The 14502-nt window shown below is 66.3% G+C and carries 12 protein-coding genes; 7 read left to right on the top strand and 5 right to left on the bottom strand.

The features are described 5' to 3' along the window. Window positions 1-33 precede the first annotated feature (33 nt). Window positions 34-966 carry a carbamate kinase gene (gene arcC, locus IB255_RS16090; RefSeq protein WP_065086519.1) on the top strand — a complete coding sequence of 311 codons (933 nt, stop codon included), beginning with the start codon at window positions 34-36 and terminating at the stop codon, window positions 964-966. A gap of 255 nt (window positions 967-1221) precedes the next feature. Further along, complete coding sequence (locus IB255_RS16085; protein ID WP_081515307.1) at window positions 1222-3120, top strand: beta-ketoacyl synthase; 1899 nt, start codon at window positions 1222-1224, stop codon at window positions 3118-3120. 129 nt (window positions 3121-3249) lie between these two features. On the opposite strand, the gene IB255_RS16080 is transcribed toward IB255_RS16085, so the two are convergent. Then, a complete protein-coding gene (locus IB255_RS16080; protein WP_139791463.1) occupies window positions 3250-4074 on the bottom strand; it encodes an HDOD domain-containing protein in 825 nt (274 codons plus the stop codon). 193 nt (window positions 4075-4267) lie between these two features. On the opposite strand from IB255_RS16080, the gene IB255_RS16075 reads away from it, so the two are divergent. Together IB255_RS16075 and IB255_RS16070 are read left to right on the top strand one after the other, a co-directional pair. Beyond that, complete coding sequence (locus tag IB255_RS16075) at window positions 4268-4807, top strand: type 1 glutamine amidotransferase domain-containing protein (protein WP_081515306.1); 540 nt, start codon at window positions 4268-4270, stop codon at window positions 4805-4807. A gap of 88 nt (window positions 4808-4895) precedes the next feature. After that, window positions 4896-6092 (top strand): class I SAM-dependent rRNA methyltransferase, encoded by a 1197-nt coding sequence (locus IB255_RS16070; protein WP_081515305.1) that lies wholly within the window; start codon window positions 4896-4898, stop codon window positions 6090-6092. Window positions 6093-6255: 163 nt separating this feature from the next. Here the strand turns inward: IB255_RS16070 and IB255_RS16065 are convergent, their stop codons facing one another. Continuing rightward, entirely contained in the window at window positions 6256-6585 is a 330-nt protein-coding gene (locus IB255_RS16065; RefSeq protein WP_081515304.1) for a hypothetical protein, read from the bottom strand. A gap of 377 nt (window positions 6586-6962) precedes the next feature. On the opposite strand from IB255_RS16065, the gene ilvD reads away from it, so the two are divergent. Beyond that, window positions 6963-8801, top strand: coding sequence for a dihydroxy-acid dehydratase (gene ilvD, locus IB255_RS16060; RefSeq protein ID WP_065086525.1), 1839 nt, complete (start codon window positions 6963-6965; stop codon window positions 8799-8801). A 64-nt stretch (window positions 8802-8865) separates the two neighbouring features. Here ilvD and IB255_RS16055 read toward each other — a convergent pair whose 3' ends face one another. Then, window positions 8866-9327 (bottom strand): pilin, encoded by a 462-nt coding sequence (locus IB255_RS16055; protein WP_065086526.1) that lies wholly within the window; start codon window positions 9325-9327, stop codon window positions 8866-8868. Between the two features lie 269 nt (window positions 9328-9596). Here IB255_RS16055 and IB255_RS16050 point away from each other — a divergent pair, with 269 nt between their 5' ends. Beyond that, entirely contained in the window at window positions 9597-10988 is a 1392-nt protein-coding gene (locus IB255_RS16050; protein ID WP_065086527.1) for a uracil-xanthine permease family protein, read from the top strand. 48 nt (window positions 10989-11036) lie between these two features. Continuing rightward, window positions 11037-11504 (top strand): metallophosphoesterase family protein, encoded by a 468-nt coding sequence (locus IB255_RS16045; protein WP_139791443.1) that lies wholly within the window; start codon window positions 11037-11039, stop codon window positions 11502-11504. A gap of 168 nt (window positions 11505-11672) precedes the next feature. Here the strand turns inward: IB255_RS16045 and IB255_RS16040 are convergent, their stop codons facing one another. Next, a complete protein-coding gene (locus IB255_RS16040) occupies window positions 11673-13046 on the bottom strand; it encodes a GTPase/DUF3482 domain-containing protein (protein ID WP_081515303.1) in 1374 nt (457 codons plus the stop codon). After that, window positions 13039-14424, bottom strand: coding sequence for a DUF2868 domain-containing protein (locus IB255_RS16035; RefSeq protein WP_081515302.1), 1386 nt, complete (start codon window positions 14422-14424; stop codon window positions 13039-13041). Before IB255_RS16035 ends, IB255_RS16040 begins: the two co-directional genes overlap by 8 nt. Window positions 14425-14502: the final 78 nt, after the last annotated feature.

Genomic DNA, 14502 nt, shown 5'->3' with positions numbered 1-14502 from the left:
CCGGGCGCTCCCACTCTTTCGGAGGAAATGAATATGCGTATCGTCGTCGCATTGGGCGGCAATGCCCTGCTGCGTCGTGGCGAGCCCATGACTGCCGACAACCAGCGCACCAACGTACGGATCGCTGCCGAACAGATCGCCAAGGTTGCCCCCGGCAACGAGCTGGTGATCGCCCACGGCAACGGCCCGCAGGTCGGCCTGCTGGCCCTGCAGGGCGCGGCCTACGAGAAGGTCAGCCCGTACCCGCTGGACGTTCTCGGCGCCGAGACCGAAGGCATGATCGGCTACATGATCGAACAGGAAATGGGCAACCTTCTGCCGTTCGAAGTACCGTTCGCCACCCTGCTCACCCAGGTCGAGGTCGACTCCAAGGACCCGGCCTTCAAGAACCCGACCAAGCCCATCGGCCCGGTCTACTCCAAGGAAGAGGCCGAAGCCCTCGCCAAGGAGAAAGGCTGGAGCATCGCCCCGGACGGTGACAAGTTCCGCCGCGTCGTGGCCAGCCCGCGTCCGAAGCGCATCTTCGAGATCCGCCCGGTCAAGTGGCTGCTGGAGAAAGGCACCATCGTCATCTGCGCTGGCGGCGGCGGCATCCCGACCATGTACGACGAATCCGGCAAGAAACTCTCCGGCGTCGAGGCGGTGATCGACAAGGACCTCTGCTCCTCGCTGCTGGCCCAGGAACTGTCCGCTGACATCCTGATCATCGCCACCGACGTGGACGCGGCCTACATCGACTGGGGCAAACCGACCCAGAAAGGCATCGCCCAGGCCCACCCGGACGAACTGGAACGCTTAGGCTTCGCCGCCGGCTCCATGGGCCCGAAGGTCATGGCCGCCATCGAGTTCGCCCGCGCGACCGGCAAGGACGCAGTGATCGGCTCGCTGGAAAACATCGTCGCCATCACCGAAGGCAAGTCCGGTACTCGCGTCAGCACCAAGAAAGCTGGCATCGAATACCGCTGAGATTTGCCGCGGTAAAAAACGGGAGCCCTTCGCGGCTCCCGTTTTCATTCATGAGCCCTGCAGGATTCGCTCGGGAACTCGTCGCCTTCTTCCGACAAATCCTGGCGCGAGCGTGACTCGGCGGTCATCATCCTCGTCAGCTAAAGCATTCCGAATCACTAGAAGCCACGCCTGGCTTTGTGCCACCGGGCCGCCCCGCCATGGGCCACCGTCGTCCGGCGCGCAAGATGCACTTGCTGAAGGAGTTTCCGAGAGATGTCTCGACTACCGGTCATCGTTGGTTTTGGTGGATATAACGCGGCTGGCCGCAGTTCCTTCCACCATGGGTTCCGCCGCACCGTCCTCGAATCCATGGAGCCCGCTGCCCGCCAGGAAACCCTCGCCGGTCTCGCGGTCATGATGAAACTGGTCAAGGTCGTCGACGGCCAGTACCAGGACGCCGACGGCAATAGCCTCGACCTGGCCGCCATCGAGCAGCGCTTCGAGCAGCAGATTCGCCAGTCCACCCTGATCCGCCGCATCGAGCTGCAATACCTCGACGTCGACGCCGCGCACTGCCACAAGAGCCTGACCGTCAGCGCCGCCGGCAGCCCGGTAACCTTTACCACCCTGCGCAAGCAACTGCCCGAGCCGCTGCCGGCCAACTGGTCGGTGGAAGAACTCGAAGGCGGCGAAGTCCGCGTCACCCTGCACGACAGCTGCGAATTCAAGGTCGACAGTTACCGCGCGCTGCCGGTGAAATCCGCCGGCCAGCTGCCCACCGGCTTCGAGCCGAGCGAGCTGTACAACTCGCGCTTCCACCCGCGCGGCCTGCAGATGTCCGTGGTCGCCGCCACCGACGCGGTGCGCTCCACCGGCCTCGACTGGCAGACCATCTGCAACGCCGTCCAGCCCGACGAAATCGCCGTGTTCTCCAGCAGCATCATGAGCCAGCTGGACGAGAACGGCTTCGGCGGCCTGCTGCAGTCGCGCCTGCGCGGCCACCGCGTGTCGGCCAAGCAGCTGCCGCTGGGCTTCAACAGCATGCCCACCGACTTCATCAACGCCTACGTGCTGGGCAGCGTCGGCATGACCGGTAGCGTCACCGGCGCCTGCGCCACCTTCCTGTACAACCTGCAGAAAGGCATCGACGTCATCACCACCGGCCAGGCCCGCGTGGCCATCGTCGGCAACGCCGAAGCGCCGATCACCTCCGAGATCATCGAGGGCTACGCCGCCATGGGCGCGCTGGCCACAGAGGAAGGCCTGCGCCACATCGAAGGCCGCGACGACGTCGACTTCCGCCGCGCCAGCCGCCCGTTCGGCGACAACTGCGGCTTCTCCCTGGCCGAGTCCGCGCAGTACGTGGTGCTGATGGACGACGCCCTGGCCCTGGAGCTGGGCGCCGACATCCACGGCTCGGTGCCGGACGTGTTCATCAACGCCGACGGCTTCAAGAAGTCCATCTCCGCCCCCGGCCCGGGCAACTACCTGACCATGGCCAAGGCCGTGGCCGCCGCCGCGCAGATCGTCGGCGAGAAGAGCGTGCGCCAGCACAGCTTCGTCCATGCCCACGGCTCCAGCACCCCGGCCAACCGCGTGACCGAATCGGAAATCCTCGACCGCGTCGCCACCGCCTTCGGCATCGAGGGCTGGCCGGTCACCGCGGTGAAAGCCTTCGTCGGCCACTCCCTGGCCACCGCCAGCGCCGACCAGATGATCTCCGCCCTGGGCACCTTCCGCTACGGCGTCATCCCCGGCATCAAGACCGTCGACAAGTTCGCCGACGACGTCTTCAAGGACCACATCGCCCTGTCCAGCAGCGACGTGCGCCGCGACGACCTGGAAGTCTGCTTCATCAATTCCAAGGGCTTCGGCGGCAACAACGCCACCGGCGTGCTGCTGTCCCCGGCCATCACCGAGAAGATGCTGCGCAAGCGCCACGGCGACGCCGCCTTCGCCGACTACCAGGGCCGCCGCGAAGCCACTCGCGCTGCCGCCCGGCAGTACGACGAAGCCGCGACCCAGGGCCGTTTCGACATCATTTACAACTTCGGCAACGACATGATCGACGAGCAGGCCATCGAGATCAGCGACCGTGGCATCCAGGTCCCCGGCTTCAGCCAGACCATTGCCTACAAGAAGGACGCGCGTTTCAGCGACATGCTCGACTGATCGCCGACGTTGAACGAAAAAGCCGGGCAGATGCCCGGCTTTTTCGTATCCAGTAGCAGTTCAGGAGCGCGCCATGCGCGCGATCGCGGGCATGGCCCGCTCCTACAGGGTGCTTCGACGCAGGCAGATTCAGTAGGTCCCCTGCCCCACGCCCAACTCGAGAATGCTCGCCTTGAGGTTCTCGAAGTCGTACTCGCTGAGCCCGACGTAATCCAGCACCAGCGCGCGCACGCTCTCCCACTCGTGGTCCTCGTCCTGGTTGCCCAGCACGCGGTAGGAGCCGCAGATGTGCTCGGCCATCTTGAGGATCGCCAGCAGGTTCTTCAGCTGGGTATCGCGGCAGTTGTCCTCGCTGAAGATAGACAGCGCATTGTGGTGATTGGCGATAGCCTCGCAGACGTGCTCCGGCAGGCGCCAGGAGCGCGCGGTGAAGTAGCCGACCACCGCATGATTGGTGTTCAGCACGCGGTTCTCGGTGTCCACCACGCGGCGCTCGTCGCTCGCGCTGGCATAGGCCTCCTCCAGCACCGCCATGTAGTGCGGGAAGCGCTTGAGCATCAGCGGAATGCCGCAGTTGTGGAACAGCCCCAGCGCGTAAGCCTCGTCCACCGACTCGTAGCCGATGCGCTTGGCCAGCGTCAGGCAGCTCATGGCCACGTCCTGGGCGGTGTCCCAGAAGCGATTGAGGGTGACGATGGTCGCGTCGCTCATCTCGCCCTTGATCGACTGGGCGTTGATCAGGTTGATCACCGAGCGGCTGCCCAGCAGGTTCACCGCACGCTGGATCGAGGTGATGCGGTTGGCCAGGCCGAAGAACGGCGAGTTCACCAGCTTCAGCAGCGCGCCGGACAGCCCCGGGTCCTGGCTGATCAGCTTGGCGATCGCCTTCAGGTCCGGGTTGGGCATGAACTGCTCCATCTGCAGGTCAACCATGATCTGCGGCTGCGGCGGCACGCTGATGCCCTGCAGGGCCTGACGGATCTGTTCGGCGGAGAGTTCTTGAGACATGGTCGCGCTGGGAAAAGTTGACGGGGCGCACAGTTTACCCAGAGCCGGGGCTTCTGGAAGTGCTGCTTTTGATTGAACTTTCATCGGCGGCTGTGTCGGAACCTTTACACCCAAGCGGACGAAATGGGAGACAAGCCACATGAGCCAGACACTCAAAGGCAAGACCATCGCCATCCTGGTCACCGACGGCTTCGAACAGGTGGAGCTGACTGGCCCCCGCGACGCCCTGAAGGAAGCGGGTGCCAAGGTGAAGATCCTCTCCGACAGCAAGGACAAGGTGCGCGGCTGGAACCACGACCAGCCGGCGGACAGTTTCAAGGTCGACGACACCTTCGAGACCGCCCGCATCGACGAGTACGACGCCGTGCTGCTGCCAGGCGGGGTGATCAACGCCGACCAGATCCGCAACCTGCCCAAGGCCCAGGAAATCGTGCAGAAGGCCGCCCACGCCGACAAACCCATCGCAGTGATCTGCCATGGCGCCTGGTTGCTGGTCTCAGCCGGTCTGGTGAAGGGTAAGACCCTGACCAGCTGGAACTCGCTCAAGGACGACATCAACAACGCCGGCGGCCACTGGGTCGACCGACAGGTGGTCAACGATGGCGGGCTGATCAGCAGCCGCAAGCCCGACGACATCCCCGCCTTCAGCAAGCAGCTGATCGAAACCCTCGCCGCCTGAGAGCCGCCGATCAAAAGCCCGTGCGCCGCGCTCCGGCGGCGCACGCTGCTGCGCTATAATCCCGCTCTTTTTGCCGGAGCCCTCCCCCATGACCCTGCCCAGCCTGCGTCTGAAAGCCAACGCCGAGCGCCGCCTGCGCGCCGGCCACCTGTGGGTCTACAGCAACGAGGTGGACGTCGCCGCCACCCCGCTGAACGGATTCGGCGCCGGCGAACAGGCCATCCTGGAAATGGCCAACGGCAAGCCGCTGGGCATCGTCGCGATGAGCCCGAACAACCTCATCTGCGCCCGCCTGATTTCTCGCGATACCAAGCACGTTCTCGACAAATCCCTGCTGGTTCACCGCCTGAATGTCGCCCTGAGCCTGCGCGACCGCCTGTTCGACAAGCCTTTCTACCGCCTGGTCTACGGCGACTCGGACCTGCTGCCGGGCCTGGTGGTGGACCGCTTCGGCGATGTACTGGTGGTCCAGCTCGCCTCGGCGACCATGGAAAAACACCGCGACGACGTGCTTGCCGCCCTGCTGCAGGTGCTCAAGCCCAGCGCCGTGCTGTGGAAGAACGATTCCAGCGCCCGTGACGCCGAAGGCCTGGAGCGCTATGTCGCCAACGCCTACGGCGAAGTCCCGGAATGGGTCGCCCTGGAAGAGAACGGCGTGAAGTTCGAAGCCCCAGTGCTGGCCGGCCAGAAGACCGGCTGGTTCTACGACCACCGCATGAACCGCGCCCGCCTGCAGCCCTATGTGCAGGGCAAGCGCGTGCTCGACCTGTTCAGCTACATCGGCGGCTGGGGCATCCAGGCCGCGGCCTTCGGCGCCAGCGAAGTGATGTGCGTCGATGCCTCCGGCTTCGCCCTCGACGGCGTCGAGCGCAACGCCACGCTGAACGGCCTCGCCGAGAAAGTCGCCTGCGTGGAAGGCGACGTATTCGACGCCCTGCGCGAGCTGAAGGCCGCCGACGAGCGCTTCGACGTGATCGTTGCCGACCCGCCCGCCTTCATCAAGCGCAAGAAGGACCTGAAGAACGGCGAGGCCGCCTACCGCCGCCTCAACGAACAGGCCATGCGCCTGCTGTCCAAGGACGGCGTGCTGGTCAGTGCCTCCTGCTCCATGCACCTGCCCGAGGACGACCTGCAGAACATCCTGCTGGGCAGCGCCCGCCACCTGGACCGCAACATCCAGTTGCTCGAGCGCGGCGGTCAGGGTCCGGACCACCCGGTGCACCTGGCGATCCCGGAAACCCGCTACATCAAGAGCCTGACCGTGCGCCTGCTGCCCAACGGCTAAGGCTTCACGTCACTCCAGAAAACGGGGCGTTTCCGCAGGGGAACGCCCCGTTTTTCATGCAGCAATGGATGGCGGATAACGCCGGGGGCGTTATGCGCCCTACGGTGTGCAGCCGCGTAGGGCGCATAAAGCGGGACGCTTTATCCGCGATCCTCTCCTGCGATTACTTCATCGGCATCAACGAATCCGCCTCGCTGATCACTGCGTTGCCGGTCTTGCGCTCGAACAGGCACAGCTCGCGGCCCGGTTTGCCCTGCATGTGCTTCTGAGCATTCTTTTTCTGAGGGTATTGCCCGCCGATCATCAGCGCCGTGTAGCCCACGCTGTCGTCGAACAGCACCGGCGAGCCCAGCACCTTCTTGTTCTGCAGATGGCTCAGCGCCAGGCAGGCTTCGCGCTGCTGCTTGTCCTGCGCCTGCCAGGCTTCGTCGGACGAGGCCTGCACACTGCCGGCAAACAGCGCGGCGAGCAGGACGATGCGGGTGACTTTCATGGGGTTGCTCCTTCAACGAACGGGACGGGAAAAGCGCCAGTGGCCATTCAGACCACGCCGGGGCGGCGAAAGTCTATGCCTTGTGCCGACCGCCAGCCTTTCCCTGGCGGCAAGGGCCGGCGTAGAATCCGGGGCATTCCTGCCATTTATCCCCCGGCGGGCCTGTGAGCCCCGGCCGAGCAGGCGGTGACCCCGCCAAGCCCCGCGCCGACCTCGCCCATGCAAGGCCATCTGCTGTTTGCATCCGGTGCGTACCGCGCTCACGATACGACTTAGAGTTTGCTCAAGGTCTCGCCGGCCAGCCCTACCCGCTGTACGCCGCCGCACTTAAAGACCCGGATCGACTCCCACCGTGACCTGATGCGCAGGAACCTGTCATGCCCGATTACCGCTCGAAAACCTCCACCCACGGCCGCAACATGGCCGGCGCCCGTGCCCTCTGGCGCGCCACCGGGATGAAGGACGAAGACTTCAAGAAGCCGATCATCGCCATCGCCAACTCCTTCACCCAGTTCGTGCCCGGCCACGTGCACCTGAAGGACCTGGGCCAGCTGGTCGCCCGCGAGATCGAAAAACACGGCGGCGTGGCCAAGGAATTCAACACCATCGCCGTGGACGACGGCATCGCCATGGGCCATGACGGCATGCTCTATTCCCTGCCGTCGCGCGAGATCATCGCCGACTCCGTGGAATACATGGTCAACGCCCACTGCGCTGACGCCATCGTCTGCATCTCCAACTGCGACAAGATCACCCCCGGCATGCTGATGGCCGCCCTGCGCCTGAACATCCCGGTGGTGTTCGTCTCCGGCGGCCCGATGGAAGCTGGCAAGACCAAGCTGGCCAGCCACGGCCTGGACCTGGTCGACGCCATGGTCGTTGCCGCAGACGACTCCTGCTCCGACGAAAAGGTCGCCGAGTACGAGCGCAGCGCCTGCCCGACCTGCGGCTCCTGCTCCGGCATGTTCACCGCCAACTCGATGAACTGCCTGACCGAAGCCTTAGGGCTTTCCCTGCCGGGCAACGGTTCCACCCTGGCCACCCACTCCGACCGCGAGCAGCTGTTCCTGCGCGCTGGCCGCCTGGCCGTCGAACTGTGCCAGCGCTACTACGGCGAAGGCGACGAGTCCGTACTGCCGCGCAATGTCGCCAGCTTCAAGGCGTTCGAGAACGCCATGACCCTGGACATCGCCATGGGCGGCTCGACCAACACCATCCTGCACCTGCTGGCCGCCGCCCAGGAGGCGGAGATCGCCTTCGACCTGCGCGACATCGATCGCCTGTCGCGCAAGGTGCCGCAGCTGTGCAAGGTCGCACCGAACATCCAGAAGTACCACATGGAAGACGTGCACCGCGCCGGTGGCATCTTCTCCATCCTCGGCGAGCTGGCCCGTGGCGGCCTGCTGCACACCGACGTACCGACCGTGCACAGCCCGAGCATGGCCGACGCCATCGCCGAGTGGGACATCACCCAGACCCAGGACGAGAAGGTCCACACCTTCTTCAAGGCCGGCCCCGCCGGCATCCCCACGCAAGTGGCCTTCAGCCAGAGCACCCGCTGGGACACCCTCGACGCCGACCGCGCCGAAGGCTGCATCCGCAGTGTCGAGCACGCCTACTCCCAGGAAGGCGGTCTGGCCGTTCTGTACGGCAACATCGCCCTCGATGGTTGCGTGGTGAAGACCGCTGGCGTGGACGAATCCATCCATGTGTTCGAAGGCCGCGCGAAGATCTTCGAAAGCCAGGACGGCGCCGTGAAGGGCATCCTCGCCGACGAAGTGAAGCCGGGCGACATCGTGATCATCCGCTACGAAGGCCCGAAAGGCGGCCCGGGCATGCAGGAAATGCTGTACCCGACCAGCTACCTGAAGTCCAAGGGCCTGGGCAAGGACTGCGCCCTGCTCACCGACGGCCGCTTCTCCGGCGGCACCTCGGGCCTGTCCATCGGCCACGCCTCGCCGGAAGCCGCCGCGGGTGGCGCCATCGGTCTGGTACAGGACGGCGACAAGGTGCTGATCGACATCCCCAACCGCAGTATCAACCTGCTGGTCAGCGATGAAGAACTGGCCGCCCGCCGCGCCGAGCAGGACAAGAAGGGCTGGAAGCCAGCTCAGCCCCGCGCGCGCAAGGTGAGCACCGCACTGAAAGCCTACGCCCTGCTGGCCACCAGCGCCGACAAGGGCGCGGTGCGCGACAAGGCGCTGCTGGACGGTTGAGTCTGGCGGTGACATGAAAAAGCCCGGCGAATGCCGGGCTTTTTTATTGATGTGGCCTGAAGGCTTATGACTTGGTTGCAGGCACCTTCGGGCAATCACCCGAACCCGGCTTGAGCCCACGATCCGCATTGCAGATGGATCCCTTCTCTTCCCAAGCGACCGAGCTCTCTCCCGTTGCCTTGGTAGGAGTCAGCTCAATCTTGAGCGCATTCCCATCCGCATCAGTGGCCGCAGTCGTAGCCTTAATCACGCCCTTCTCGACGGCATAGTCGCCAGTGATGTTGGACGTCGCAGCAAAGTTTTCCGGTATCCCGTAATCACCCGCCTTGCAATCATCTGCCTTGCCCGTTTCAGAGATACAAAGGCTCACAGCGGTTTTGACGGCGGACAGCTCTGCCTTGGCTGCCGCAGCTCTTGAGCGCGACGAATAGTCCGAATACATGGGAATGGAGACCGAAGCCAGAATCCCGATGATCGCCACCACGATCATCAGCTCGATCAGGGTGAAGCCTTGTTGTTTACCCATCGTCGTATCCCTCTGGATAGAGCCGGACGCCCGAATGGCTCCGGATGCATTCCAGTGAAGCCACGCCAGCGGGCCGACACACTCAGACGCTTCCGCGCACCCTGTTGAAATTTCGGCAGTTTTTTCCACGCCGAAAGCCTTCGGAGTGCCACCGCACTATGACGCCGTAGGAACCCAGGCTTCCCCATTCATCCCAACTTGCCTCATGGCACTGTGCGATCCCGCCGTGGGCCAGTAAAATCGCGCTCTTTTTTCCCGGACCGCCGCCCATGAGCTCCCTCGAGAATCCGTCCGCCGCCAAGGACCAGCCCGATCTGGTCTACGGCCTGGAAGACCGCCCCGCCCTGCCCATCGCGTGGCTTGCGGCACTGCAGCACCTGCTGGCGATCATCGTGCCCATCGTCACCCCCGGCCTGCTGATCTGCCAGGCGCTGGGCGTGTCGCCGCGCGACACCAACCTGATCGTGTCGATGTCGCTGGTGATCTCCGGCATCGCCACCTTCGTCCAGTGCAAGCGCTTCGGGCCATTCGGCGCGGGCCTGCTGATCGTCCAGGGCACCAGCTTCAACTTCGTCGGCCCGCTGATCGCCGGCGGCGCGCTGATGGTGAAGAACGGCACCCCGGTGGAAGCGGTGATGGCGGCGATCTTCGGCGTGGTCATGGCCGGCTCCTTCGTGGAGATGGGCGTGTCGCGCATCCTGCCCTTCGTGAAGCGCCTGATCACTCCGCTGGTCACCGGCATCGTGGTGCTGATGATCGGCCTGACCCTGATCAAGGTCGGACTGATCAGCATGGGCGGCGGCTTCTCCGCCATGTCCAACGGCACCTTCGCCAACGGCGAGAACCTGATGCTGTCGGGCCTGGTGCTGGCAATCATCGTCATCCTCAACCGCATCCCGGTGGTGTGGATGCGCAGCGGCGCCATCGTCATCGCCCTGGCCGTGGGCTACGCGCTGGCGGGCTACCTGGGCCGCCTGGACTTCACCGGCATGCACGAGGCGCCGGCCTTCCAGGTCCCGGTGCCGCTGCACTTCGGCCTGGGCTTCTCCTGGAGCCTGTTCATCCCGATGCTGGTGATCTACCTGGTGACCTCGCTGGAAGCCATCGGTGACGTCACCGCCACCAGCAAGATTTCCAAGCAGCCGGTCGAAGGCCCGCTGTGGATGCAGCGCATCAAGGGCGGCGTACTGGTGAACGGCGCCAACTCGCTGCTGGCCGGCCTGTTCAACACCTTCCCAAGCTCCGTGTTCGCGCAGAACAACGGCGTGATCCAGCTGACCGGCGTCGCCAGCCGCCACGTCGGCCTGTGGATCGCCGCGATGCTCATCGTGCTGGGCCTGTTCCCCAGCGTCGCCGGGGTGATCCAGGCCGTCCCCGAGCCGGTGCTCGGCGGCGCGGTGATGGTGATGTTCGGTGCCGTCGCCGCTTCCGGCATCAACATCCTCGCCGGCACCCACCTGGACCGCCGCGCGCTGCTGATCATCGCCGTCAGCCTGGCGCTGGGCCTGGGCATCTCCCAGGTGCCGGAGTTCCTCGCGCACATGCCCCACGCGATCCGCAACGTGCTGGAATCCGGCGTCGCCACCGGCGGCATCTGCGCTCTGCTGCTCAACTGGTTCCTGCCCGAGTCCGACGCCGCCAAGGCCTCGCACAACGGCTGAACCGCCACGACGCCACCTTCGGGTGGCGTCGTCGTTTATGCTCCCCGGATGACCACTTCCCTGCGCATCGGCGTCATCGCCGACACCCACGGCCTGCTGCGCCCCGAAGCGCTGGCGGCGCTGCAAGGCTGCGAGCGTATCCTGCACCTGGGCGACATCGGCCCCGCCTCATTGCTCGACCAGCTGCGCGCCCTGGCGCCGCTGGACGTGGTGCGCGGCAACAACGACACCGACGACTGGGCCGCCGCGCTGCCGGAAACACTGCTGCTGGAACTGGGCGGGCGGCGGCTCTACCTGATCCACGACCTCAAGCAGTTGGCCATCGATCCGTCGGCCGAAGGCATCGATGTCGTGCTGGTGGGCCATTCGCACAAACCGCTGAACGAGGTGCGCGATGGGGTGCTGTACCTGAATCCGGGCAGCGCTGGACCGCGGCGGTTCAAGTTGCCGATTGCCTTGGCGATTCTGGAGATCGCCGAAGGGCAGCCAAGGGTGGAGATGGTCACGCTCGTCTAAGAGCATTCGCGAGGCCGAAAACGGCATTCCCCACATCCAAGTGAGTCACAAGCTCGCTCCCACAGGTAAATTCAGCGCTCATGCTTGCCCTCACCCAGCCCTCTCCCGGAGGGAGAGGGCTGGGTGAGGGGGCGTCAGCCATGCCGATTTCGCAAATTGACGATGGGCTTATGGTTCGAGCAACTGCGAAGCCAACTGCGCCACCGCCTCCTGCCGCTCGGTCTTCTCGCTGCGCAAGCGACCGTTGAGGCCGGACCACTCCGGATGCGCACGCGCCTTGCGCAACGCCTCGGGCAGCTTGCCCTCGCGCCACTGCTTGTCTTCGGGCGACTGCACCTGAATAGCCTCCACCGCCGCATGCCCGCGTGTCTGCAGGGCCGCCAGCAGTTGCCGCTGCCGCAGCGCCAGCAGACGCAGCACGCTGTCGTCCACCGACAGTTCGCGGCTGCCCTTGAGCTTGCCCAGCAGGCGCTGGCCGTAATGGCCGACGGTCTGCCAGGCGCCGCCGGCGATGGCGCCCAGCGCTGTGGCCGCGCCGAGGGTCAGGCCGCCGACCAGCAGGTCGATCCCCGCCCCCGCCGCGGCACCGGCCGCAACGCCACCACCGAGGCGAATGCCCAGTTGGCGGAGGGTTTCCGGGTTGAACAGGTCATCGCCCCAGCGTCCGTTCAGCAACGGCAGATCGGCGGCGCGGGCGTCGTCCTTGCGGAAGGCGTAGAGGCTGAGCAGCGCCTTCACGCAGGTATCTTCGCGCTTGCGCACCTGATTGCGCAGCGTCTCGGTGGCTGCTCGAACAGCACTGTCGCCAGCGGGCACCAGTTGGCGGCAAGCGGCGACATCCACCAGCAGCTCGGCGATCAGCCGCGCCCCGGCTTCGCGGCGGGCGACGGCCTGGGCCTCGTGATCGGCCACCAGTCGATCCAGCTGCGGGCGCGCACGCTCCAGCAGCAGCGCCAGGCTTTCGTACAGGCGGCGCTCGCCATCCAGCGGTGGCGCCACGCTATCGAAACGCACCAGCGCATGCAGACCGAGACGGGACAGGGCCTCGCGCCACTGCTCCTCGCGGTGCTGTGGGCTGGCGACGAAGTTGAGTACCGGCAGCAACGGCCGCGCGCAGGCGGCGAGCACTGCCAGTTCGTCGCGGTACTTGGCCAGCACCGGTTCGCGGGCGTCGATCACGTAGAGGCCGGCGTCGGAGGCGAGCAATTGGCGCAGCACCTTGGCTTCCTGCTCGAAACGCCCACGGGCTTCGCTGCCGTCGAGGAAGCGCCGCAGCTTCTCCGGGCCGTCCAGGCGCTCGCCGGGGCGCTCCAGCCCATCGAGGAAGTCGCGCAGGGCGATGGCATCTTCCAGGCCCGGCGTGTCGTAAAGCTCCAGCAGCGGCTCGCCGTCCACCGACAGCCGCGCGCCTTCCACATGCCGCGTAGTGCTGGGGCGGTGGGAGACCTCGCCGAAGCCCACGTCACGGGTCAGGGTACGCAGCAGGGAGGTCTTGCCGACGTTGGTGTGGCCGACCACGGCCAGTTTCAGCGCATCAGTCATGCCCGGTCTCCAGCCAGCCCAGCGGCGATGCCGAGGTGTGCGGCAGTTGCAGGCGCTCGACGCCGGCGTGCCAGTCGCCCAGGCGCTCGGCGTCCAGCGCTTCGCCCGTCGGAGCCTGCAACAGCCAGACGCGGGTGGCGGCGGCGCAGCGCGAGAGTTCGGCGATCAGCGCCAGGGTGCCGCGGTCCGGCGAGCGACGTGGGTCGCAGGCGATCACCAGGCGCGCCGGCGGGTAGCGGGTGAGTTGCTCCAGCAGGCGGCGGCGCTGGGCACCGTCGTCGAGGTCGCCGGCATTGGCGATGCCTTCGGCCAGCTTCGGCGGCCAGTTGGGCCGGTCGAGCAGTTCTATGGACACCAGCACGGCGCCGTCGGCGGTGGTCGCCGGGGCCTGCGCCTGCGGCTCAATCAGTTCGTCCGGCGCGGCATCGCTGACGCCCAGCCGCTCGCTGGCCGGCATCAAACGCTCGCGCAGCAGGGCGTAGCCGGGCAGCGAGACATCCAGCGCCAGCTGCGCACGCCCGCGCTTCCAGCGCCACAGGCAGAACAGCCACAACGCACCGCGCAGCAGCACGCCGTACACCAGCAGGATGCCCACCAGCCAGCCGGCCCAGGCGTGGCGCGCGTTTTCGCTGGCCACCAGGGCATCGCCGCTGGCGCGCACCAGCTCCGAGTCCGGCTGCGGGAAGCCGAGCAGCGACGGCAGCGCGCCGAGGCCGTGGGTCAGGGCGATGAAGGTATCGCCGCCGAGGATGGTGGTCTCCCAGACGAAGCCGTAGCGCCGCGTCGCCAGCAACGCCAGCATCACGCCCAGCGCGCTGCCCAGCGCCACCAGCCAGAGGCCATGAACCAGCAGGCCGAGCGCCCAGCGCGTGAGCTTCTGCCGGTCCAGCAGCACCAGCAGCGCGGGCGCCAATTGCGCAGCATGGGCGTCGCGGGCGAACTTGCCACTCAACCACAACCACAGGCGGCCGAGCGCACCGGCGGCCTCACCGCCAGCGAAGAAGGCCAGGGTCCAGCCGATCAGGGTAATCAGGTGCAGGCCGAGCAGGCTGGCCAGGGCCCAGAACACGTTGACCGGGCGCAGGCCGTCGCCGAGGGCGGCGAAGGCCAGGCCGCCGCCGGTGAACAGCGCCAGCGCCAGCAGCAGGTACAGCGCCAGGCGCGAGCCTTGCACCCAGGTGCGCAGAGCGGCGCGCTGACCATCGCGTTCGGCGAGCAGCAGCGCGCGGTGTTGCAGGCGGCGGGCGAGGTCGCCGCCGCTGACTATGGCGCGGCGGTTGGCTTCGCTGTCTTCCAGCGGGCCGACCTGCTCCTCGCGCAGACGCACGGCCTCGCACAGCCACAGGGATTCGAGGGCGGAAGCGGGGGTTTCGCTCACGGGGTCTCCGACAATCGGTACTCGGCACCAAGGATAACCGCTGCTCGCCGCCGCGTCCCGGCACCGCCGGTAACACCC

It is taken from the genome of Pseudomonas sp. PDM22, from assembly GCF_014851965.1.
In the GTDB taxonomy this organism is placed as follows: domain Bacteria; phylum Pseudomonadota; class Gammaproteobacteria; order Pseudomonadales; family Pseudomonadaceae; genus Pseudomonas.
Note: the sequence above shows the minus strand (reverse complement) of the source record. Positions and strands in the feature narration are given on the sequence as shown.

Coding starts and splice junctions, on each gene's coding strand:
- IB255_RS16065 (WP_081515304.1), bottom strand. CDS start 6,585: ATGAAAGTCACCCGCATCGTCCTGCTCGCCGCGCTGTTTGCCGGCAGT.
- IB255_RS16050 (WP_065086527.1), top strand. CDS start 9,597: ATGAGCTCCCTCGAGAATCCGTCCGCCGCCAAGGACCAGCCCGATCTG.
- IB255_RS16070 (WP_081515305.1), top strand. CDS start 4,896: ATGACCCTGCCCAGCCTGCGTCTGAAAGCCAACGCCGAGCGCCGCCTG.
- IB255_RS16075 (WP_081515306.1), top strand. CDS start 4,268: ATGAGCCAGACACTCAAAGGCAAGACCATCGCCATCCTGGTCACCGAC.
- IB255_RS16055 (WP_065086526.1), bottom strand. CDS start 9,327: ATGGGTAAACAACAAGGCTTCACCCTGATCGAGCTGATGATCGTGGTG.
- ilvD (WP_065086525.1), top strand. CDS start 6,963: ATGCCCGATTACCGCTCGAAAACCTCCACCCACGGCCGCAACATGGCC.
- IB255_RS16085 (WP_081515307.1), top strand. CDS start 1,222: ATGTCTCGACTACCGGTCATCGTTGGTTTTGGTGGATATAACGCGGCT.
- IB255_RS16040 (WP_081515303.1), bottom strand. CDS start 13,046: ATGACTGATGCGCTGAAACTGGCCGTGGTCGGCCACACCAACGTCGGC.
- arcC (WP_065086519.1), top strand. CDS start 34: ATGCGTATCGTCGTCGCATTGGGCGGCAATGCCCTGCTGCGTCGTGGC.
- IB255_RS16045 (WP_139791443.1), top strand. CDS start 11,037: ATGACCACTTCCCTGCGCATCGGCGTCATCGCCGACACCCACGGCCTG.